This is a genomic window from Olleya sediminilitoris (assembly GCF_016785945.1).
Taxonomy (GTDB): domain Bacteria; phylum Bacteroidota; class Bacteroidia; order Flavobacteriales; family Flavobacteriaceae; genus Olleya; species Olleya sediminilitoris.
Genome location: NZ_JAEMEF010000008.1, coordinates 20445 through 43678, shown reverse-complemented (window position 1 = coordinate 43678; position 23234 = coordinate 20445). Strand labels below are relative to the sequence as shown.

At 31.3% G+C, this 23234-nt stretch carries 12 protein-coding genes; 11 read left to right on the top strand and 1 reads right to left on the bottom strand.

Going from position 1 to position 23234, the window contains the following annotated elements:
* Positions 1–5: 5 nt before the first annotated feature.
* From JAO71_RS10070 to queG, 7 genes are all read left to right on the top strand, one after another.
* A complete protein-coding gene (locus JAO71_RS10070; protein WP_054852619.1) occupies positions 6–563 on the top strand; it encodes a c-type cytochrome in 558 nt (185 codons plus the stop codon).
* A gap of 27 nt (positions 564–590) precedes the next feature.
* Entirely contained in the window at positions 591–1976 is a 1386-nt protein-coding gene (locus tag JAO71_RS10065) for a quinol:cytochrome C oxidoreductase (protein ID WP_203000624.1), read from the top strand.
* A gap of 30 nt (positions 1977–2006) precedes the next feature.
* Positions 2007–3083 carry a cytochrome c oxidase subunit II gene (locus tag JAO71_RS10060; RefSeq protein ID WP_028289335.1) on the top strand — a complete coding sequence of 359 codons (1077 nt, stop codon included), beginning with the start codon at positions 2007–2009 and terminating at the stop codon, positions 3081–3083.
* 34 nt (positions 3084–3117) lie between these two features.
* Positions 3118–4908 carry a cytochrome c oxidase subunit I gene (locus tag JAO71_RS10055; protein ID WP_028289334.1) on the top strand — a complete coding sequence of 597 codons (1791 nt, stop codon included), beginning with the start codon at positions 3118–3120 and terminating at the stop codon, positions 4906–4908.
* A gap of 153 nt (positions 4909–5061) precedes the next feature.
* Positions 5062–6084, top strand: coding sequence for a Holliday junction branch migration DNA helicase RuvB (gene ruvB, locus JAO71_RS10050; RefSeq protein WP_028289333.1), 1023 nt, complete (start codon positions 5062–5064; stop codon positions 6082–6084).
* A gap of 45 nt (positions 6085–6129) precedes the next feature.
* The gene (locus JAO71_RS10045; RefSeq protein ID WP_203000622.1) at positions 6130–7455 is read left to right on the top strand and encodes a cytochrome P450; all 1326 of its coding nucleotides are present in this window, start codon (positions 6130–6132) and stop codon (positions 7453–7455) included.
* The gene (gene queG, locus JAO71_RS10040) at positions 7455–8381 is read left to right on the top strand and encodes a tRNA epoxyqueuosine(34) reductase QueG (protein WP_203000620.1); all 927 of its coding nucleotides are present in this window, start codon (positions 7455–7457) and stop codon (positions 8379–8381) included. Before JAO71_RS10045 ends, queG begins: the two co-directional genes overlap by 1 nt.
* Before the next feature lies 1 nt (position 8382).
* Here queG and JAO71_RS10035 read toward each other — a convergent pair whose 3' ends face one another.
* The gene (locus JAO71_RS10035) at positions 8383–10050 is read right to left on the bottom strand and encodes a helix-turn-helix domain-containing protein (RefSeq protein WP_203000618.1); all 1668 of its coding nucleotides are present in this window, start codon (positions 10048–10050) and stop codon (positions 8383–8385) included.
* 253 nt (positions 10051–10303) lie between these two features.
* Here JAO71_RS10035 and JAO71_RS10030 point away from each other — a divergent pair, with 253 nt between their 5' ends.
* The 4 genes from JAO71_RS10030 (at position 10304) to sov (ending at position 23206) form a co-directional block, all read left to right on the top strand.
* A complete protein-coding gene (locus JAO71_RS10030) occupies positions 10304–12721 on the top strand; it encodes an erythromycin esterase family protein (RefSeq protein WP_203000596.1) in 2418 nt (805 codons plus the stop codon).
* A 342-nt stretch (positions 12722–13063) separates the two neighbouring features.
* Positions 13064–15361: an NADP-dependent malic enzyme gene (locus JAO71_RS10025; protein ID WP_203000586.1), complete on the top strand. Its 2298-nt coding sequence runs from the start codon at positions 13064–13066 to the stop codon at positions 15359–15361.
* A 48-nt stretch (positions 15362–15409) separates the two neighbouring features.
* Entirely contained in the window at positions 15410–15991 is a 582-nt protein-coding gene (gene ruvA, locus JAO71_RS10020) for a Holliday junction branch migration protein RuvA (RefSeq protein ID WP_028289322.1), read from the top strand.
* A 6-nt stretch (positions 15992–15997) separates the two neighbouring features.
* Complete coding sequence (gene sov / locus JAO71_RS10015) at positions 15998–23206, top strand: T9SS outer membrane translocon Sov/SprA (protein WP_203000584.1); 7209 nt, start codon at positions 15998–16000, stop codon at positions 23204–23206.
* The last annotated feature ends 28 nt before the right edge of the window (positions 23207–23234 follow it).

The following is a 23234-nucleotide window of genomic DNA, read 5'->3' as shown; positions in this document are numbered from 1 at the left end:
ATACAATGAAACATTTAATTAAAATAACAATAGTAGCATTAATAGCAATAACTTTTACATCTTGTAACAAAAGTTCGCGACCTAACTATCAATACATGCCTAACATGTATGAATCCGTAGGTTATGAAGCTTATCAGGAGTCAGATGCATTTGCAAACGGAGTAGAAGCTCAGTTGCCTGTTGATGGAACTATCCCTAGAGGATACACACCTTTTGAATATTCAAACGATGTTGCTGGTTATGACTTAGCTAAAGCAGAACTTACAAGTCCTCTAGATTCAACTCAATTTGACGAGCCAAGAGCTAAAGAACTTTATAATATTTACTGTGGTATTTGTCACGGTAATAAAGGAGATGGTAAAGGTAACTTAGTAAAAAGAGAAAAGATTTTAGGAGTGCCTAGCTACGATGATGCTGGTAGAGCTATTAATTCGGGTAGTATTTATCACGTTATGTATTATGGTAAAAACTCAATGGGTTCTTATGCTAATTTCTTAAATGAAGAAGAGCGTTGGCAAGTAGTTGCTTATGTTATGAAATTAAAGGCAGACCTACAAAAATAAGATTTTAGATAAAGTTTATATATAGATATGTACACACTTTCAAATAGACTAAAAATAGTTTCACTAATCCTAATCATTTTAGGAGCAGTATTATGGGGAACAAGTTATTTCTCATCTCATCATGTAACTAAAGATGATGTTAAAGCAATGTTAGCTGATGAAGCAAGTCATGGTTCTCATGGTGATGCTCATGCTGTAGCAGATAGTCATGCTCCAGAAGCAGCACATGACACTCATGCTAGTGAAGACTCTCATGGTCAAACAGATTCTCATTCTGCATCAGCAGATCATGGTGATGAACATGCTGAGCATGTAATGCACCAAATTCACAACAGACCTTATTCTGCTCTTTACGTGGCAGCATTTTTCTTTATGATGATTGCTTTAGGAGCTCTAGCTTTTTATGCAATTCAATTTGCAGCACAAGCAGGATGGTCTCCATTGTTATTTAGAGTAATGGAAGGTATTACTTACTATCTTTTACCTGGAGCCTTAATAGTTCTAGCAATTGCAATGTTTGCTGGTGACCATATTTTTGTTTGGATGAATGATGAAATGGTTAATCCTGAAAGTGATAAATATGATAAGTTGGTTGCTGGTAAATCAGGATGGTTAAATACTACTGGATTTTTTATTAGAGGTCTAATTTTTATTGGTGGATGGTCTTTATATAGATTCTTTGCTCGTAAATTCTCACTAGCACAAGATCAAGCACCAGAAGGAGACAAAAGAAACTTTAAAAAATCTTTCCGTATAGCAGCTGCATTTTTAGTATTTTTTATATATACTGAATCAATGATGTCATGGGATTGGATTATGAGTGTTGATCCTCACTGGTTCTCTACTTTATTTGGATGGTATGTTTTTGCAGGTATGATGGTTTGTGCTGTCACTGTAATGGCAATGATTACAATATATCTTAAGTCTAAAGGCTTATTATCTCAAGTAAATGACAGCCATATTCATGATTTAGCTAAATTTATGTTTGGATTTAGTATTTTCTGGACTTACTTATGGTTCTCTCAATTTATGTTAATTTGGTATTCTAATATTCCAGAAGAAGTAACATATTACGTAACACGAATTAACGATTATAACTTACCATTCTTTGGTATGATTGCAATGAACTTCTTATTTCCATTATTATTATTAATGAATAGTGATTATAAGCGTATTCCTTGGTTTGTAATAATGACTGGAGTTGTAATATTAGCTGGACATTATATTGATGTTTTCAATATGATTATGCCTGCAACTGTAGGAGATAGATGGTTTATTGGTATGCCTGAAATAGGAGCAATCTTATTATTTGCTGGTTTATTCTTATTCATAGTATTCTATGCTATATCTAAACAACCTCTTATAGCTAAAGGAAATCCTTTCATCAAAGAAAGCGAACATTTCCATTATTAATAAAAAATAAAATAAAGAAGAACGATAACAATGACGACTTTATTATCAATTTTAGTTTTAGTATTTATTTTCATCGCTATTTGGCAAATGGTTAAAATCTTTGATTTAACCCAAACTGGCAAAACAACTGAAAATAATCAAGTAGCAAACGATAACGATAACCGTATTAACGGTTACTTAATGATAGGATTTTTAATCTTTATCTATGCCATTACAATTATCTGTTTTGTGAAATGGGGAGATTTACCATTAATGTCTAATTCGGCTTCAGAGCATGGACCTGGAATAGATAACTTAATGATCATATCAATGATTGTTATCTTTTTTGTACAAACAATCACACAGTTTTTATTGCACTATTTCGCATTTAAATATAGAGGAGAAAAAGGTAGAAAAGCTTTATTCTTTGCTGATAACAATAAATTAGAAGCTATCTGGACTATTATACCTGTAATTGTATTAGCAGGTTTAATTATACAAGGTCTATTTACTTGGACTAGTATCATGAATATTGATGAAGATGCTGATCCAATGGTTGTAGAACTATATGCACAACAATTTAACTGGAAGGCAAGATACTCTGGTATTGATAACGCTTTAGGTAAAGCAAACGTTAGATTAATTGATATTAATAGAGCTAATGAATTAGGTGTTGATGAAGCTGATCCAAACGCACAAGATGATATTATTGTTAAAGAATTACATTTACCTGTAGGTAAACCTGTATTATTTAAAATGAGATCTCAAGATGTATTACACTCTGCTTACATGCCTCACTTTAGAGCACAAATGAACTGTGTTCCGGGTATGATTACTCAGTTTAGTTTTACTCCAACTAAAACAACTGCAGAAATGCGTGAAACTGCCGAAATCCAAGATAAGGTAGCTAACATTAATAATATAAGAAAGGAAAAAAGTCAAGAATTAATGGCTAAAGGTGAAGAAGCTTTAGAACCATATGAGTTTGATTATTTATTATTATGTAATAAAATTTGTGGTACTTCACACTATAACATGCAAATGAAAATAGTAGTAGAAACACAAGAAGAATATGATGCATGGATTAAAGAGCAAAAGCTTTTTGTAGATTCATTAGTAAAAAATTAAGGTAAAAGAAAACTCAAATTAAAGATTTTAGATTATGTCAGCACACGTAGAAGAACATGGACATGACGATCATGGTCATCATCATAAAGAAACATTTATAACTAAATATATTTTTAGTCAAGATCATAAAATGATCGCTAAGCAGTATTTAATTACTGGTCTAATAATGGGTATTATTGGTGTAGCGATGTCTATAATGATGCGTATTCAAATTGCTTGGCCAGAAGAGGCTAATCCAATGTTTGAAGCATTATTAGGCAAATGGGCTCCTGATGGAGTTATGAGTGCAGATATCTACTTAGCATTAGTTACCATTCATGGTACAATAATGGTATTCTTTGTACTTACTGCAGGTTTAAGTGGTACATTTAGTAACCTTTTAATTCCGTTACAAATAGGTGCCAGAGATATGGCATCAGGTTTTTTAAACATGGTATCTTATTGGTTATTCTTTTTATCAAGTGTAATCATGATTAGTTCTTTCTTTGTTGAAGCTGGACCAGCTGCAGCAGGTTGGACAATTTATCCTCCTCTTAGTGCTTTACCTATGGCTCAAGGTGGATCAGGTTTAGGTATGACATTATGGTTAGTATCTATGGCAATATTTATCGCTTCCTCTTTATTAGGATCTTTAAATTATGTTGTAACTGTAATTAATCTTCGTACAAAAGGTATGTCTATGACTAGATTACCATTAACGATTTGGGCGTTTTTTGTTACAGCAATCATTGGTGTAGTTTCTTTCCCTGTATTATTATCTGCTGCATTATTATTAATAATGGATAGAAGTTTTGGTACATCATTCTTCCTATCTGATATATTTATCCAAGGTGAAGTTTTACATTACCAAGGTGGTTCTCCAGTTTTATTTGAGCACTTATTTTGGTTCTTAGGTCACCCAGAAGTATATATTGTATTATTACCAGCATTAGGTATTACCTCAGAGATTATTGCAACTAACTCACGTAAACCAATCTTTGGATATCGTGCAATGGTAGCTTCAATTTTAGCAATTGCATTTTTATCTACAATTGTTTGGGGACACCACATGTTTATCTCAGGAATGAATCCATTCTTAGGATCTGTATTTACTTTTACAACATTATTAATTGCTATTCCTTCAGCAGTTAAAGCGTTTAACTATATTACCACACTATGGAAAGGTAACCTCCAAATGAATCCAGCCATGTTGTTTTCAATTGGATTGGTTTCAACTTTTATAACAGGAGGATTAACTGGAATTATCTTAGGTGATAGTGCTTTAGATATTAACGTTCATGATACTTACTTTGTTGTGGCTCACTTCCACTTAGTAATGGGTATCTCTGCATTATATGGTTTCTTTGCTGGTGTATACCACTGGTTCCCTAAAATGTTTGGACGTATGATGAACAAAAACTTAGGTTATGTTCACTTCTGGATTACAGCTGTTTGTGCTTATGGTGTATTTTTCCCAATGCACTTCATTGGTATGGCTGGATTACCAAGACGTTATTATACTAATACTAACTTTCCATTATTTGATGATTTAGCTAGTGTAAATGTTGTTATTACAATGTTTGCTATTATTGGAAGTATTTTCCAAGTAGTATTCCTATATAATTTCTTTGCTAGTATTTTCTACGGTAAGAAAGCAGAACAAAACCCATGGAGATCAAATACTTTAGAGTGGACAACTCCAGTAGAGCATGTACATGGTAACTGGCCAGGAGCTATTCCTCAAGTACATAGATGGGCTTATGACTACAGTAAACCAGGTCATGTTGAAGATTTTGTACCTCAAAATATACCCCTAAAAGAAGGAGAAGAAGAATTACAACACTAGATTTACATCTATATATAATATTGAAAAGCCTTTCTGTTTAATCAGAAAGGCTTTTTCTTTATATTTGTTTATACACTTTATTAAACAGTTTATTATTTATCTAAAACTGTTTGCACAATATTATTAATTCTATTACGCTTTCGCGAAAATATTATGAATGAAAACCTAGACCCAACTAACGATAATTTTTCTCCTGAAGAGTTTGATGTTGAAAGACAATTAAGACCCCTTTCCTTTGACGATTTTACAGGTCAAGACCAAGTGTTGGAAAATCTACAAATCTTTGTTCAGGCAGCTAATAAGCGTGACGAAGCACTTGACCACACTTTATTTCATGGTCCTCCAGGTTTAGGTAAAACGACCCTTGCTAATATATTGGCAAACGAGTTAGGAGTTGGAATCAAAATTACATCAGGTCCTGTATTAGATAAACCTGGTGATTTAGCTGGTCTATTAACTAACCTTGATGATAGAGATGTTCTTTTTATAGACGAAATCCATCGTTTAAGTCCAATTGTAGAAGAGTATTTATACTCAGCAATGGAAGACTATAAAATTGATATTATGATTGAAACAGGTCCTAATGCTAGAACCGTTCAAATCAATCTTAACCCATTTACTTTAGTTGGTGCTACAACGCGATCTGGTTTATTAACAGCTCCAATGAGAGCACGTTTTGGTATCCAAAGTAGACTTCAATATTATAAAACAGATTTACTGACTACTATCATTCAGCGTAGTGCAGATATCTTAAATGTACCAATTTCTATGGAAGCAGCAATCGAAATTGCAGGACGTAGTCGTGGGACTCCAAGAATAGCCAACGCTTTACTACGTCGTGTACGTGATTTTGCTCAGATTAAAGGGAATGGTAGTATAGATATTAAAATTGCTAGATATAGCTTAGAAGCCCTTAATGTTGACGCTTATGGTTTAGATGAAATGGATAATAAAATTCTATCAACCATAATCGATAAATTTAAAGGTGGTCCAGTAGGTATTAGTACTATTGCAACCGCTGTAAGTGAAAGTACAGAAACGGTTGAAGAAGTGTATGAACCCTTTTTAATACAACAAGGTTTTATAATGCGTACTCCACGAGGACGTGAGGTTACTGAACTTGCCTATAAACATTTAGGGAAAATTAAAGGACCAACTCAAGGAGGTTTATTCTAGTACATTGCAATAGTTAGAGTTTTATAATTGAATTAAATATTTTAAATGAAAAAAATACCAGAAGTTTCGTTATTAAAATTCATTAAGCATTCTTTAGAAATTTTAAAAAACCCATTACCTTTTCATAATAAGAATTTTACAGAAAAAGGTGATATTTTTAAATTGAATGTCAGCTTTAATTCTAAAATATACTTTTGTCGTGATGCTGCTTTTGCACAATATGTTCTTCAGAAAAACCAAAAAAACTACACTAAGTCTAACATACAAACAAAGGATTTAGTAAAATATGTAGGTGAAGGTTTATTAACCTCTGAAGGTGATAAATGGAAAAAGCAACGTAAAATGATGCAACCTGCTTTTCATAAAAAGCAATTGCAGAATTTATTAAGCGGTATGCAAGACACCATTGTAGAAGAATTTAATAAAATTTATACCAACAAAACTATTGATGTTTTTCCAATACTAAATGACCTTGCGTTTCAAACAGTAGTTAAGTCTTTATTTACCAAACCAGCTAGAGCCAAAGATATGGAACGTCTTCAGTTTATAACTGAAGCCAATCAACGTATGTTAGTAAAAGAACTTAGACAACCTTATTTAGGTTGGTGGTTTAAAACAGGAGGCGAATTAAAAAAGCATTTAAAATTATCTGAAGAGGCTAGAATTATTTTAAAGGGTATTGTTGCAGATCGTAAAGCCTCTAATAAACGTTATGATGATTTGTTGGATATGCTTTTAGAGACCAAATATGATGATGGTCAAGGTATGTCAGAGCAACAATTAATAGATGAAATATTAATTATTTTTACAGCTGGACATGAAACAACTTCTAATGCTTTAACTTTTACTTTTCAGTTACTAGCAAAGCATCCTGAATGGCAAGATAAAATCTATAACGAGAGGTTAACTTTAGGAGGCGATGATGCAGATTTAATGACACGTGTTTCTAACTCAAAAATCTGTCAACAAGTTTTAGAAGAAGCTATGCGATTGTATCCTCCTGCTTATTTTATAGACCGAGTAAACATTAAACCAGATGATTTTAATGAGTATCATTTTGAATCTGGTAGTAATTTATTGTTTTCAGTTTATGAAATGCATAGACATCCAAAGCTTTGGGACCAACCAGATACTTTTTTGCCAGAGCGTTTTAAAGATGGTGGACGTCAGTATTCAGCTCAATATTTTCCTTTTGGAGCTGGACCTAGAAAATGTATAGGTAATAATTTTGCGATGTTTGAAATGATTATAGCTGTTACAGAACTACTTAAAAAGTATAAAATAGAACCTAAATCTGAAACTATCGAAATTACCCCTTTGATTACATTAAAACCTAAAAACGCATTGTTACGTTTTCAGAAAAGAGACTAATGCTTAATAATAAAACTAAGTATACTAATCTAATTAAGGATGAGGCTAAACGTTTAGGTTTTTTGTCTTGTGGTATCAGTAAAGCTAAATTTTTAGAAGAAGAAGCGCCAAGATTAGAACGTTGGTTAAACAATAATATGAATGGTCAAATGGATTACATGCAAAATCATTTTGACAAGCGTTTGGATCCAACAAAATTAGTAGAGGATTCAAAGTCTGTGATATCATTGTTATTAAATTATTATCCTGAACAACAACAAATAAATGATACCTATAAAGTGTCTAAGTATGCGTATGGGTATGATTATCATCATGTCATAAAATCTAAATTAAAACAATTATCACAATTTATCCAAGAACATATTGGAGAGGTTTCTGGACGTGCTTTTGTGGATTCGGCTCCAGTTTTAGATAAAGCTTGGGCTGCAAAATCAGGTTTAGGTTGGATAGGTAAACACAGTAATTTATTAACTCAAAAAGTGGGTTCGTTTTATTTTATTGCAGAACTTATTATTGACTTAGAGTTGGATTATGATACACCAGTAACAGACCATTGTGGTACTTGTACAGCATGCATTGATGCCTGTCCAACACAAGCAATTGTAGATCCTTATGTTGTAGATGGTAGTAAATGTATTAGTTATTTTACTATTGAACTTAAAGATCAATTACCTAACACAATGAAATCTAAATTTGACGATTGGATTTTTGGGTGTGATGTTTGTCAGGATGTTTGTCCTTGGAATAAGTTTTCTAAACCACATAATCAACCGTTATTTAATCCTGATCCAGATTTATTAACAATGACAAAAAAAGATTGGCAAGAAATAACTGAAGATGTTTTTAAAAAGGTGTTTCAAAAATCGGCTGTAAAACGTACTAAATATTCGGGTTTAACCCGAAATATTAAATTTTTGAATAGCTAGGCTATTTATTTAACTCTTTAATAAAGTAAGATGGGTAAATACCCGTTTTTTTATAAAAAGCTTTAGAAAAAGCTTGGTCTGTATTAAAGCCAACCTCTTTAGCAATAGCTTTTATAGTATATCTTCTAAATTTTATATCACTTTCAAGTTTAACGATAACATAATTAATGCGTAAATCATTGATATATTGACTTACTCCTTTTCCTTTTGTGTTTTTGAGAACAATAGCAAGGTATTTAGAATTAGTTTTAAAACGTTTAGATAATTTATTTAGCGTTAAATTTGTTTTTAGGAAATATTTATTTTCTTCAAACTCATTAAGCTTAGAAATAATATGTGATGCAGTCTCTTCTGGTATATTAAGAAGTTGTTTATTTATTTTTAATGATGGTTTTTTTTCCTTTTTTGAATTTGATTCGTTTTTTTTAAGTAATGCCTTAAACCTTTTTTTATAAAGTTTTTGTCTTAAATAAAAATATCCTAACCCTGTAACACTTAATATTAAAAGGCTAAAAAATAGAATCTGTTTTTTTGAAGATTTAACATTTTCCTGCTTCAAAACAGATATAAGTTTTTTTTGCTCTTTTATGAGTTCAGGAATATCATAATTTGATTCAAGTTGACTATTAACGTATTTATAATTTGTGTCTAAAATACTGTCAATTTTGATTCCTTTTGTAAGATATTTAAGCTGTTCTTTATTGTTACCACTTTTTTTATAATGAAGTGCTAAACTAAAATAGACCTTTTTGGTTTCTGGAGTCAGATAATTGGTCGCTTCTGCTAATGAGTCTATCTTTTTGTAATAATAGAGTTTCATTTTATCATTTGATAAAGCGTCATGAGATTTTCCTAAATAGAAATAAGCATCAATTAAATTATATATTTCAAAATTATAACGATCGTTTGAATTGTGCAGTTTAGATAGTATGGGAGTTAATTTAGAGATACTACTGTTATAGTCCTTGTTAATACAATCAATTATACCATCATTAAGAGTGAAAAGATACCCCAAATTTTTAGTATTTATTGCTTTTTTTAGTTCTTGAAGGTTTAATGACTTAGCTGAATCAATTTCTTTATTTAGACGATAGGTTCTAACTAACTCATGTACGGTATATAAATAAGTCTCTAAATAATCTTTTGGATACTTTTCTAATTTCTCAATATCATATTCTAAATTTTTTTTAAGAATGGATTTAGCACCTTCAATATCTCCATAATCCCTTTTAATAAGACCTATGTTATAATTGCTATAGTTTATAAGAGTTTTGTTTTCTGGATATAGTAGCTCTATTTCTTTTAAATAATAATCTATAGCTCGTTTAAAATTACCTTCTACACGCTCTATATAACCTTTTTTACCATATAATCTTGCAGGATAAGATTTAGTTTTAATTTTATTGGTTTTAGCAAGTGTAATGGCACTATCAATATATTTAGTAGCGATACTATAGGTGTTATCATAATAGTCTGCATATAGATGATAACCTGTAATAATTTCTATTATATTATCTTCTAATTTTGCTTTTCTAATATAAGCATTCAAATATTTTTTTCCTGAGTCAGTATATTCTTTTGTATAATAGATTTTTTCTAAATAAATATAACTTTTGTTTACTAAAGAGTCTATTGTGGGCAAAGATTGTGCATATGATTGAATAATCATAAAGAACAGACCCATTGATATAATTATTTTGATATGCTTTGAGGTTTTAAAAAGAGCCATTAAAACTTTAATAAGGTACAAAAATATCTAAATATAGTTAATAACAGTGTGAAAAAACAGTGCGGTTGTAATCGTTTAATTTTCAGTTATATGCGTGACGTTTTTGTTCTGCGTTTTCATAGAAAACACATTTAGTTCTTTTGTATACTACTGATTATTCGTTTTAGATTTGTTCAAAATAAAAACAATATATATGAGAACAATTTTAGTAATAATGTTTTTTTTTAGTCTGCAATTTCATAATGCTCAAACGCTAAAAATAGAAAAGTTGAATGTATCAAATTCAAAAAATAATGACGATTTAAGTTTTTTGAAAGAGGAAATTAAAGACAGAAAAATGGTCATGTTGGGAGAACTTACTCATCAATACGGAACTATTTTTGAAATGAAAACACGGGTTGTAGAATATCTTCATAAAGAATTAGGATTTACAACATTTGCTATGGAATCATCGATGTATGATTTATGGAAAAAAAATCTACATCAAAATTTCAACCCTGTAGATTTTAATAATGCTGTTTATGGAGTATGGTCTAAAACTAAAGAATTTCAACGTCTTGTTAATTATATAGATAAGCACCAATTAAAAGTCATAGGATTTGATTCTCAGATTTCTTACACCAACGAATTTATAGATGATTTCTTTGATTTTTGTGAGAGTAATAATATAAAAATTAAACTTGACGAAGAAGATATGGCTATTGTTTTGGAAGGCGTTTTAAATGACAACTCTTTTGAAGAATATGATATGAAATTTTCAGCTTATGAAAAAGAATTAAAACGTATTATAAAAAAGATAAAAAGTTTTAAGAATACAGAACTTAATTATTATTGGGTACAATTTTTAAAAGGCGTTTTGGCAGCCTCTAGAGATGCCTATGTAAATACAAAAGAAGCACCATCTTATGATTTTTTGTCTCCAGAACATAATATTAGAGATGCACAAATGAGCGATAATATCTTGAGCTATATAGAACGTCATCCTAGTGAGAAAATAATACTGTGGGCAGACAATATTCATATAATAAATAGTACTGCTAGTATTAAAGATTCTAAATCTCAAAAATTTGTATCAATGGGAAATCATATAAAAAATAGCTTAGGAAATGACGTATATAGTTTAGCAACATTACATGCAAATGATTCTATTTCATACAGAAAAAAGTGGAGTAAAACGCCTATTTTGATGAAGTCTTTTGAAAATGAATTGGTCGATTTAGGTATCCCTAACCTTTTTGTGAGCTCTAACCAAGAATCAATGAAAATTCAGAGAAAAAATCGCTTAGTTAGTTATTTAAACTTTTATGAAAGTAGATTAGACCAATTACATGATGGTTATATTTTTATGAAACACGCTAAAGATTCAGAGCCTTATATAGCAAAATCAACCATTAACAATCAATATGAGGCAGTAGTATTAGATTCGTTACAAAAAGAAAATAAAATAATTAGAAAAAAGACAGAAAATACAATATTTAAAGGTAAAGTAATAGATTTAGAAACTAAAGCAGCCATTCCTTATGCAACTGTCATATTAAAAAAACAAGAAATCTACAGAGTGTGTGATATAAATGGCAATTTTGCCATACCTATTTCTAAACAAATGAAAAAAGATGCCATTGTGGATATTTCTTCTATGGGGTTTACACCCAAAACAATTCCTCTAAATATGCTAAGTGATATTATATATTTAAATCCGAGTGTGGAAAGTCTAGAAGAAGTAGTTATAAAAGCTTATAAAACACCGCTTTCAGTAATGAAAATAGCTGTAAGAAATATAAAAAATAATAATCCAACGACACCTTTTAACTATCAAAAATATACCAAGGTTAAAATTAATATTAATGATAAAGATATATTAGATATTGATCTATTAAGAAAAGAATATGACCAAGGTTATAGGCAGCTTAACAGATCAACAGGAAGAGTCGATCAAATAAAGTGGAATAAAAATGATTTTGGAAATAAAATTAAAAATACGCATCAACTTTTAGGGAGATACAGACAGAATGCTTTAAGATATTCAAATATAGTCCATCGTAGAAAATATAAGAAATTTGATTTGGAATTTATAAAATCTAAAAACCCTGATTACGAAGGTCTTTATGTTATACAATTTAAAACAAATAGAAATAAATGGAATTATACAAATCGTGGTTACCCTACTAACTATAGTGGTAAAATCTATATTAATAAAGAAGATTTTTCAATTGTTAAAATCATTGAAAATTGGGAAACAACTTTGACAAAAACAGATATAGAAAAATATGGATTTTATGACACAAGAATGCAATATTCAGGAAAACTGGAAGAAGTAAAAATTAAAGAAGAAAATACTTGTGTTTACAATAAGCACAATGATGGTAAATATTATGGATACGAATTTTTTAACAAATCATATTTAGAATATAAAAATAATAAAGGCAAATTATATTATTACATGTTTAGCGAAGATTCTTCACTTTTTGATGTTGAAAGTCAGGATGTAGAAGTCATTGATTATGATCATCACCATCAAAATGAAACAATATTGCGCAGAGTAAAATTTAATAAAGATTTCTGGGATTCATTCTCTAATACATTATACAAAAAAATAAACGGTAAAAATTAGATTTATAACACTCGCAACCAAATATATATTATTGATTTTAGGTTTGGTTGTGAGATTTACCATGATATGAGCTCATGGAATTGTTTTGGTAAACGACATATAATAATCCAAACTTTAATTATTTAATATACAATAAAAAAACATGTGGTTACTTTAAGAAAGGTGTCTAATCAATTTGCGGTAAAGTGTACTTAGTTTTTGTATTAGAAAGAAAATATAAATTTTCTTAAAGATTAATATTTTCATCTTTAAATCTACAGTTTATCAACTCTTATTTTAAACCTGTTTTCTTCTAAAAACACTACATTTGTAATTCACTAAAAATTAAAGTGAAGATAAGATATGAGCAAACAAAGTAGAAGACGTGAGGCTTTAGTATATCATGCAAAGCCAACTCCTGGAAAAATAAAAGTTGTTCCAACAAAAAAATATGCATCACAAAGAGATTTGGCTTTAGCTTATTCTCCAGGTGTTGCAGAACCTTGTTTAGAAATTAAAAAAGACGTTAATAACGTTTATAAATATACAGCCAAAGGAAACTTAGTTGCAGTAATCTCTAATGGTACTGCTGTTTTAGGGTTAGGTAATATTGGACCTGAGGCATCAAAACCAGTAATGGAAGGTAAAGGCTTACTATTTAAAATATTTGCTGATATTGACGTTTTTGATATTGAAGTTAATACGGAAAATATTGAAGAGTTTATTGAAACTGTAAAAAATATAGCTCCAACTTTTGGAGGTATAAACCTAGAAGATATCAAAGCTCCAGAAGCTTTTGAAATAGAAAGACGTTTAAAAGAAGAGTTGGACATTCCTGTTATGCACGATGACCAACACGGTACAGCAATCATCTCATCTGCAGCATTAATAAATGCATTAGAAATTGCAGAAAAAGACATTAAAACTGTAAAAGTGGTAATCTCTGGAGCAGGATCTGCAGCTATGGCTTGTGTAAATTTATATGCTGCTTTAGGTGTTAAACCAGAGAATATTACCATGTTTGATAAAGATGGTGTTTTACATAAGGATAGGACTGATTTACTAGATAGTCAACTTAAATTTGCTTCAGATAAAAAGTTTAATAGCTTAGCAGAAGCTATGGTCGATAGCGATGTCTTTTTAGGACTGTCTGTTGGTGATTTAGTATCTCAAGACATGTTAAAAACTATGGCTAAAAATCCTATTGTTTTTGCTATGGCTAATCCAGACCCAGAAATTAGCTACGAGCTAGCAATAGATGCCAGAGAAGATATTATTATGGCTACTGGACGTAGTGACCATCCTAACCAAGTTAATAACGTTTTAGGGTTTCCTTTTATATTTCGTGGTGCATTAGATGTACGTGCGACTAAGATAAATGAAGAAATGAAAATGGCTGCAGTTAAAGCATTGGCTAAATTAGCTAAAGAGTCTGTGCCAGAACAAGTCAACATTGCTTATGGAGAGACAAGGTTAGCATTTGGTAAAGATTACATCATACCTAAACCATTTGACCCAAGATTAATAAGTACTGTGCCTCTTGCAGTAGCTAAAGCTGCTATGGATAGTGGTGTTGCTAAAGAACCAATAACAGATTGGCAAAAATATGAAGATGAGTTATTAGACCGTCTAGGTAGTGATAATAAAATTGTAAGACTACTATTAAACAGAGCTAAATTAAATCCAAAACGTGTGGTGTTTACAGAGGCAGACTCATTGGATGTTTTAAAAGCAGCTCAAATTGTTTATGAAGAAGGTGTTGCAATCCCTATTTTATTAGGAAGAAAAGATGAAATCGAACGTTTAAAAGAAGAACTAGAGTTTGATGCAGATGTATTAATTATAGATCCAAAATCGGACGAGCAATTAGAACAAAAAAACAAATACGCAAAAGTGTTTTGGGATCAAGGTAAGCGTAAAGGTGTCACTCAGTTATTAGCCGAAAAACTAATGAGAGAGCGTAATTACTATGCAGCTATGATGGTTAATGAAGGTGATGCAGATGCATTAATATCTGGTTATACACGTAGTTATCCTTCGGTTGTAAAACCAATGTTAGAGCTTATTGGTTTAGCTCCAGGATCTACAAGAGTGGCAACTACTAACGTGATGATGACACAACGTGGACCAATGTTTTTAAGTGATACAGCTATAAACATTAACCCATCTGCTCAAGATTTAACTAAAATTGCACAAATGACAGCAAAAGTGGTTAAAATGTTTGGTATGGAACCCGTTATGGCAATGACTTCTTTTTCAAACTTTGGATCATCAAAAGACCAAACCGCAACAAAGGTTAGAGAAGCAGTTTCATATTTACATAAAAGACATCCAGATTTATTAGTAGATGGTGAGTTACAAACAGATTTTGCTTTAAATAGTCAGTTATTATCGGATAGTTTTCCGTTTTCTAAACTAGCAGGTAAAAAAGTAAACACTTTAATTTTTCCAAATTTAGAATCTGCAAATATCACTTATAAGTTACTTAAAGAACTTAATAAAGCAGAATCTATTGGACCAATAATGATGGGTATGCGTAAGCCTGCACACATTTTACAATTACACGCAAGTGTAGACGAAATTGTAAACATGGCAGCTATTGCAGTTATTGATGCTCAGCAAAAAGAAAAGCAAGAGCAAAGTATAAAAAATAGTAACTAATTTATTCTACCAATAAATTTCTTACATTTGGTGGATTAACATAAATTTATGATTACACATATTCAAGGAAAATTAGTAGAGAAAAATCCAACAGATGTAGTCATCGATTGCAATGGGGTTGGATACATGCTTAATATATCTTTACACACCTTTTCTCAAATTCCCGATCAAGAATTTTTAAAATTGTATACGCATCTTCAAGTCAGAGAAGATGCGCATACATTATATGGTTTTGCATCAACTACCGAAAGAGAATTATTTAGATTATTAATTTCGGTAAGTGGTATTGGAGCCAATACCGCTAGAACCATGTTGTCTTCTCTAACTCCTAAACAAATTAGAGAAGGAATTGCTACTGAAGATGTAGCTTTAATAAAGTCTATAAAAGGTATAGGTATTAAAACAGCACAACGTGTTATTATTGATTTAAAGGATAAAATTCTTAAAATTTATGATATTGATGAAGTTTCTGTAACACAAAGCAATACTAATAAAGATGAAGCGTTATCTGCTTTAGAAGTTCTTGGTTTTGCTAAAAAGCAAGCAGAAAAAGTGATTGACAAAATTGTTAAAGTAGAACCTGAAGCTAACGTAGAAACAATTATCAAACTAGCCTTAAAAAATTTATAATTTATTTTGAATACACGTCAACATACTTTTTATAAATCCCTTAAATATTTTTTATTAACAGTATTTGCATTATTGACTACAACTTTATCTTTTGCTCAAGAAGATGATGGTGCAGTGGAGCAAGATAGTACCAAAACTGGTTTTAATTTAGGGACTATTAATATGCCAAATCCCAACAGCATAGAGTCTAAATATACCTATGATCCTGTAACAGATCGTTATATTTATACTGAGTCAGTTGGTGCATTTAATATAAATTACCCTGTAATATTAACACCACAAGAATATCAGGATTTAGTATCTCAGCAAAATTTGAAATCTTATTATAAAGATAAAATTGATGCTTATGAGGGTAAAAAAGGTAACTCAGAAGAAGCTCAAAAAAATCTAATTCCTGAGTTTTATGTTAACTCTAGTTTTTTTGAAAGTATATTTGGTGAAGGACCAATATCAATTGTGCCTCAAGGTACGGTTGAAATGGATTTAGGAGTATTATTTACTAAACAAGACAACCCATCATTTTCACCAAGAAATAGACAAAATTTTTCTTTTGATTTTGACCAGCGTATTAGCTTAAGTATGTTAGGTAAAGTAGGGTCAAGATTACAAGTTAATGCTAATTATGACACACAATCCACCTTTGACTTTCAAAATCTAATAAAATTAGAATACACACCAACAGAGGACGATATTATCCAAAAAATCGAAGTTGGTAATGTCAGCATGCCACTTAACAGCTCTTTAATTACAGGTGCGCAAAGTTTATTTGGTGTAAAAACACAATTAAAATTTGGTAAAACAACAGTTACTGCTGTGTTTTCTGACCAAAGATCAGATGCAAAATCTGTAACAGCTCAAGGTGGAGGTACTTTGGACGAGTTTGATTTTTTTATTCGGGATTATGACGAAAATCGTCACTTTTTCTTAGCCCAATACTTCAGAAATAATTATGATGATGCACTATTAAATTATCCATTTATAAACAATAATATTCAAATTACTAGAATTGAAGTTTGGGTAACCAACCGAAGTAATTCAACTGAAAATGTTAGAAACTTTGTAGCATTTCAAGATTTAGGAGAAACAGATGTTATCGGTAACTCTGGTGTTGCAGTCTCTGGTGGTCCCAATGCCTTCCCTGATAACGGAAACAATGGACTTGATCCAACTAATATTGGTAATGCTGGATCGCAATTAAATGATGCAGTAAGAGATATTGCAACGGTTCAGAATGGTATTTCAATACCTAGTTTTAATGAAGGATTTGATTTTGCTAAACAAGAAAATACAAGAAAACTTACCGAAGGTCAAGAATATACATTAAACACACAATTAGGTTATATATCCTTAAATCAACGTTTAAATAATGACGAAGTCTTAGCTGTTGCCTACCAATACACAGTAGGAGGTCAAGTGTTTCAAGTTGGTGAATTTGCCAATGATGGTATTGGAGCAACAGATGTTGATGTCAATACAGATGGACAAGTCACCAATGTCACTAATAACGCATTAATTTTAAAATTATTAAAAAGTAGTATTACTAGCGTTTCTCAGCCTATTTGGGACTTAATGATGAAAAACGTCTATGATACAGGTGCCTACCAATTAACACAAGAAGATTTTACACTTAATATATTTTATAACGAAGCTGCTGCGCTAAACTATATAACTCCAGTTGAAGGTACACCTTTTGGAGTTGATTTTAATGGAGAACCAATAGAGCAAACTACATTATTAAAACTATTTAATTTTGATAAATTAAATTATAATAATGATCCGCAAACTAATGGAGATGGATTTTTTGATTTTGTCTCAGGCATAACTGTTATACCAGCAAATGGTAAAATTGTTTTTACAAAAGTAGAGCCTTTTGGACGTTATTTATTTGACGTTTTAGATAACGATGGTAACACTGGTAACAATGCTTCAGACTATGAAGCAGATACTTATACCAATGCCAACCAAGAAAAATACGTGTACGATTTACTTTATAAAGCGACAAAGACTGCTGCTTTAGATGAAAGTGAAAAAAATAAATTCCAAATTAAAGGACGTTACAAATCTTCAGGAGGAGATGGTATTCCAATTGGTGGGTTTAATGTCCCAAGAGGATCTGTTCAAGTAACAGCTGGAGGTCGTGTTTTAGTAGAAGGTCAAGATTATACAGTTAACTATCAATTAGGACGTGTTTATATTATTGACGAAGGTTTAAAAGCATCTAATATTCCTATAGAAGTTTCAACAGAAAACAATTCTATTTTTGGACAACAAACTAAGAGGTATACAGGATTAAATATTGAGCATCAATTTAACGAAGACTTTGTTATTGGTGCAACATATATTAATTTAAACGAAAGACCTATAACTCAAAAAGCAAATTATGCTAATGAGCCAATAAATAATACCATACTTGGTTTCAATGCAAATTTTTCATCTGAAGTACCATTCTTATCAAGATTAGTAAATAAATTACCAAATATAGATACAGATGCACCTTCCAATATTTCTGTTAGAGGTGATTTTGCTTATCTATTACCAGGTGCTCCAAAAGGTACAGATTTTAATGGTGAAGCTACTGCTTACATAGATGATTTTGAAGGCACACAAAATGGGATAGATTTAAAATCTGCTCAGTCATGGAGTTTGTCAAGTAGACCATTAAATGTTAATAATGTTACGACTTTTGACGATAATGGTATAGAAAACGGTTATGGTAGAGCAATGCTTAACTGGTACACAATTGATCCTATATTTTACGGTAGTCAACGTCCAAGTGGTATTTCTGACGATGATATGTCTAGCTTATATACTAGTCGAGTTTTTGTAAACGAATTATTTCCAGAACAAGATATAGCACAAGGACAAACAACAGTGTTAAACACATTAGATTTATCATATTATCCACAAGAGCGTGGTCCTTATAATTTTGAGCCTGGTACTGAAAATGAAACCATAGCAAATCCAGCAGCAAGTTGGGCTGGTATTACTAGACAAATAACTTCTACAGATTTTGAACAAGCCAATGTCGAGTATATTGAGTTTTGGTTACAAGATCCTTTTCAAGAAGATACCAGTAATCCAGGAGGTAAACTTTATATCAATTTAGGTAACATATCTGAAGATGTACTAAAAGATGGACGTAAACAATATGAAAACGGATTGCCTCAAGATGGTAATGTTAGTTTGTTACCACAAACAGCTTTTCAATCTGTAGTTCCTCAAAATCAAGCATTAATTTATGCATTTGATACAACAGGAGAAGAGCGTACAAATCAAGATGTTGGTTTTGATGGTTATGATGATGTAGAAGAAGCAACAAGTTTTCCTTCGGGTTTCGCAGGATTGACAGATCCAGCTAAAGATAATTATAACTACTATCTTAATGCGGAAGGTGATATTTTTGATAGATATAAGTTATATAATGGAGTTGATGGTAACTCTCCTGATACGTTTAGTGATACAGACAGAGGGTCAACAACACAACCAGATGTTGAGGATGTAAACAGAGACAATACAATGAATACTATTGATAGTTATTTTGAGTATGAAGTAGAAATCACTCCTGCATCTCTTAATATTGATAACGAATATATAGTTGACACTAAAAACGTAACGGATAATAACAATCCTAGAGTCTTGCCAAATGGAGATACTGCTTATCCAAAATGGTATCAGTTTAGAATTCCTATTCGTACAGATGATGAATTTGTAGTTAATGGTATTACGGATTTACGTTCTATAAGATTTACAAGATTATATCTAAACGAGTTTCAGCAAAACACAACCTTACGTTTTGGTACTTTAGAGTTGGTACGTAGTGATTGGAGACGTTTTCAGTTGGCTTTAGATGGAGGAGCTACGCCTTTAGATTTTGACGATACAGATTTTACCGTTGGAGCAGTTAGTACCCAAGAAAATGATGGTAGTTATGTATCACCACCTAGTGTAGTGCCAGAACAGTTAAACAATAACAATACTATAGTTAGGCAAAACGAACAGGCTTTAGTAGTTGATGTTTGTGATTTAAAAGCAAAAGACGCAAGAGCTGTGTTTAAAAATATAAGTTTAGACATGCGTCAGTATAAAAAGCTAAGGATGTTTATGCATGCTAGAGATGGCGAAACTCCTGGATTATCAGATAATGAGCTTGTAGGTTTTATAAGAATGGGTAATGACTTAACTCAAAATTATTACCAAATAGAAGTTCCTTTAAGTGTTTATAGTGGTGGATCTTCAGCGGAAGCCTTTTGGCCAGATGTAAATGAAATTAATATAGAGTTAGAAGTTTTACAACGAATTAAATCGTTAGGTATAAGTAATCAAACGTTAACCGATGGTTCAGCTAATTTTTATGATGTTGTAGGTTCAGACTTAGTACCTGTTATAGATCAGTTTGCAGGTTATGTTACAGGTCAACAACGTGTCGCTATTAAAGGAAATCCAAATTTTGGAGATATCAGAACTTTAATGGTTGGTGTTAAAAACGGAACCAATAATGTGCAATGTGGTGAAGTTTGGTTTAATGAACTTAGGTTGTCCGAAATGGATAATGAAGGTGGTTGGGCTGCAATTGTAACTGTTGATACACAGTTAGCAGATTTTGCAAGCGTTAGTGCATCAGGAAGAATGAGTACTGCTGGCTTTGGAAATGTTAATCAAGGTCCTAGCGAACGTAGTTTAGAGGATAGTAAACAATATGATGTTGTTACAAATGTAAATGTTGGACAACTATTACCTAAAAAATGGGGTATTCAAATTCCGTTTAGTTATGGTCAAGGGGTTGAGCTTATTACTCCTAAATACGATCAACAATATGAAGATTTAGAATTAGATACAAGGTTAGATGAAGCTGCAGATTCTGATGAAAGAGATAGAATATTAGAACAGTCCGAAGAATATACCAAACGTAAAAGTATCAACTTTATTGGTGTTAAGAAAAACAGGGTTGGAGACAGTAAACCTCGTTTTTATGATGTCGAAAATGTAACATTAAACTATTCGTACAACAAACTAGAACATCGTGATTTTGAAATAGAAAGATCTGTAGATAAACAAGTAAGAGCTGGTGTTAACTACGCTTATAACTTTGAACCTAAAATTATTGAACCATTCAAGAAAAACGATTCGTTGTTTACTGGTAAATACTGGAAAATTATTAAAGACTTAAACGTTAATGTACTTCCTGCAAGTTTCACAGTTAATACAGATTTAAATAGACAATTCAACCGTCAAAAGTTTAGAGATATTGATCTAACTGGTGATAATATTGGATTAGAAGAATTATATAGACGTAATTATACTTTTGACTATCAGTATAATATTAATTGGAATTTAACTAAGTCTGTACAAGTCAATTATTCATCATCAAATAATAATATTGTTCGTAATTACTTTAAGGATAACATCATAAATGGCGAGCCTGATCCGTTATTAGATGTTTGGGATGGTTTTTTTGATTTTGGAGATCCAAACAGACAACAACAACAAATAGGTGTTAATTATGAATTACCATTAAATAAAATTCCAGCTTTAAGCTTTTTACAAGCAACCTATTCTTATTCTGGTTTATTTCAATGGGAAAAAGGTTCTGATCTATACGGAAGCTTATTAGCTGATGATGGAAACACCTATGATTTAGGTAACTCTATTTCTAACGGAAATACCCATAATATTAATTCAACTTTAGACATGAATAAGTTGTATAAATTTTTAGGTATAGCTAAAAAGAGAAAATCAAGTAGAGGTAATAAAGTTGCTCGAGGGTCAAGAACAAGTGGACCACCAATTGCAGAAAAAGGTAAAAAGAAAACTGAAACCAAAAAGAAAGGAGATGGTTTTGGTGCTAAATTAGGTAACATAGGTCTTGGTTTATTAACTTCTGTAAAACGTATACAAGCAGTTTATAGCGAAACTAATGGTACTTATTTACCAGGATATTTACAAACACCAGGTTTTTTAGGAACCGTAAAACCGACTATTGGTTACACTTTTGGTAGCCAAAGTGATGTTAGAGAGTTGGCTGCAAGAAATGGTTGGCTAACAACCTTTCAGGACTTTAACCAACAATATACTACCAATCAAACGAAACAATTAGATGTATCTGCAAATCTAGAACCTTTTAATGATTTTAAAATAGATTTAGTTGGGTTTAGAACTTATGCTGAAAACTATACTGAGAACTACAGGATTGAAAATGGTGACTATTTATCATTAACACCAAATACATATGGTAATTTTAGTATTTCAGCATTTACATTACCAACCGCATTTGGTAAAAGTGATGAAAATGGATCACAAGCATTTGATGATTTTAGAGAAAATAGATTAGCAATAGCAAGACGTTTAGCAATACAAAATGGATCAGATCCTAACGATGTAGATGAAGACGGTTACCCTAAAGGGTTTGGTAAGACAAGTCAACAAGTTTTATTACCAGCTTTTGTTAGTGCGTATACAGGTCAAGATGCTAGTAAAACTAAATTAGGAGCTTTACGTAATGTACCAATACCAAACTGGGATATTAAGTATTCTGGATTTATGAAAATGAAATGGTTTAAAAAGAATTTTAAACGTTTCTCATTAACCCATGGATACCGTTCTAGCTATAACATTGGTCAGTTTAGAACTAACTTGGACTATGATGGAATTGATTATACTCTAGATTACGATAACCAACCAACAGAAGACCTTGATCAAGCAGGGAACTTTAAAAGTGAAGAATTGTATAGTAGTGTGACTTTAACAGAAATGTTTAGTCCTCTGTTTAGGTTTGATATGGAAATGAAAAACTCGGTTAGAGTATTGTTAGAAATGCGTAAAGACCGTATGTTATCTTTAAGTTTTGATAATAATTTAATGACTGAAATTTCAGGAAACGAATATGTAGTAGGTTTAGGATACCGTATAAAAGATGTACGTATCAAATCCAATTTAGCAGGACCTAAAAAGTCAATAGTATCTGATTTAGTTATGTCTGCAGATGTATCTGTAAGAGATAATAAAACAATTATTAGATATCTAGATTTAGATAATAATCAAATCACAAATGGACAAACAATTTGGGGCTTAAAATACAACGCAGAATACGCTTTTAGTAAAAACCTAACAGGAGTGTTTTACTTTGATTATACATTCTCAGAATACGCAATATCAACAGCATTTCCACAAACAACAATACGTTCTGGGTTAACCTTAAGATATAATTTCGGAAATTAGTAGGTCATTGTTTGAAATTAATCGTCAT

Bases quoted from the DNA above. Each gene is read 5' to 3' on its own strand.
- JAO71_RS10070 (WP_054852619.1), top strand. From the start codon at position 6: ATGAAACATTTAATTAAAATAACAATAGTAGCATTAATAGCAATAACT.
- JAO71_RS10065 (WP_203000624.1), top strand. From the start codon at position 591: ATGTACACACTTTCAAATAGACTAAAAATAGTTTCACTAATCCTAATC.
- JAO71_RS10060 (WP_028289335.1), top strand. From the start codon at position 2,007: ATGACGACTTTATTATCAATTTTAGTTTTAGTATTTATTTTCATCGCT.
- JAO71_RS10055 (WP_028289334.1), top strand. From the start codon at position 3,118: ATGTCAGCACACGTAGAAGAACATGGACATGACGATCATGGTCATCAT.
- ruvB (WP_028289333.1), top strand. From the start codon at position 5,062: ATGAATGAAAACCTAGACCCAACTAACGATAATTTTTCTCCTGAAGAG.
- JAO71_RS10045 (WP_203000622.1), top strand. From the start codon at position 6,130: ATGAAAAAAATACCAGAAGTTTCGTTATTAAAATTCATTAAGCATTCT.
- queG (WP_203000620.1), top strand. From the start codon at position 7,455: ATGCTTAATAATAAAACTAAGTATACTAATCTAATTAAGGATGAGGCT.
- JAO71_RS10035 (WP_203000618.1), bottom strand. From the start codon at position 10,050: ATGATTATTCAATCATATGCACAATCTTTGCCCACAATAGACTCTTTA.
- JAO71_RS10030 (WP_203000596.1), top strand. From the start codon at position 10,304: ATGAGAACAATTTTAGTAATAATGTTTTTTTTTAGTCTGCAATTTCAT.
- JAO71_RS10025 (WP_203000586.1), top strand. From the start codon at position 13,064: ATGAGCAAACAAAGTAGAAGACGTGAGGCTTTAGTATATCATGCAAAG.
- ruvA (WP_028289322.1), top strand. From the start codon at position 15,410: ATGATTACACATATTCAAGGAAAATTAGTAGAGAAAAATCCAACAGAT.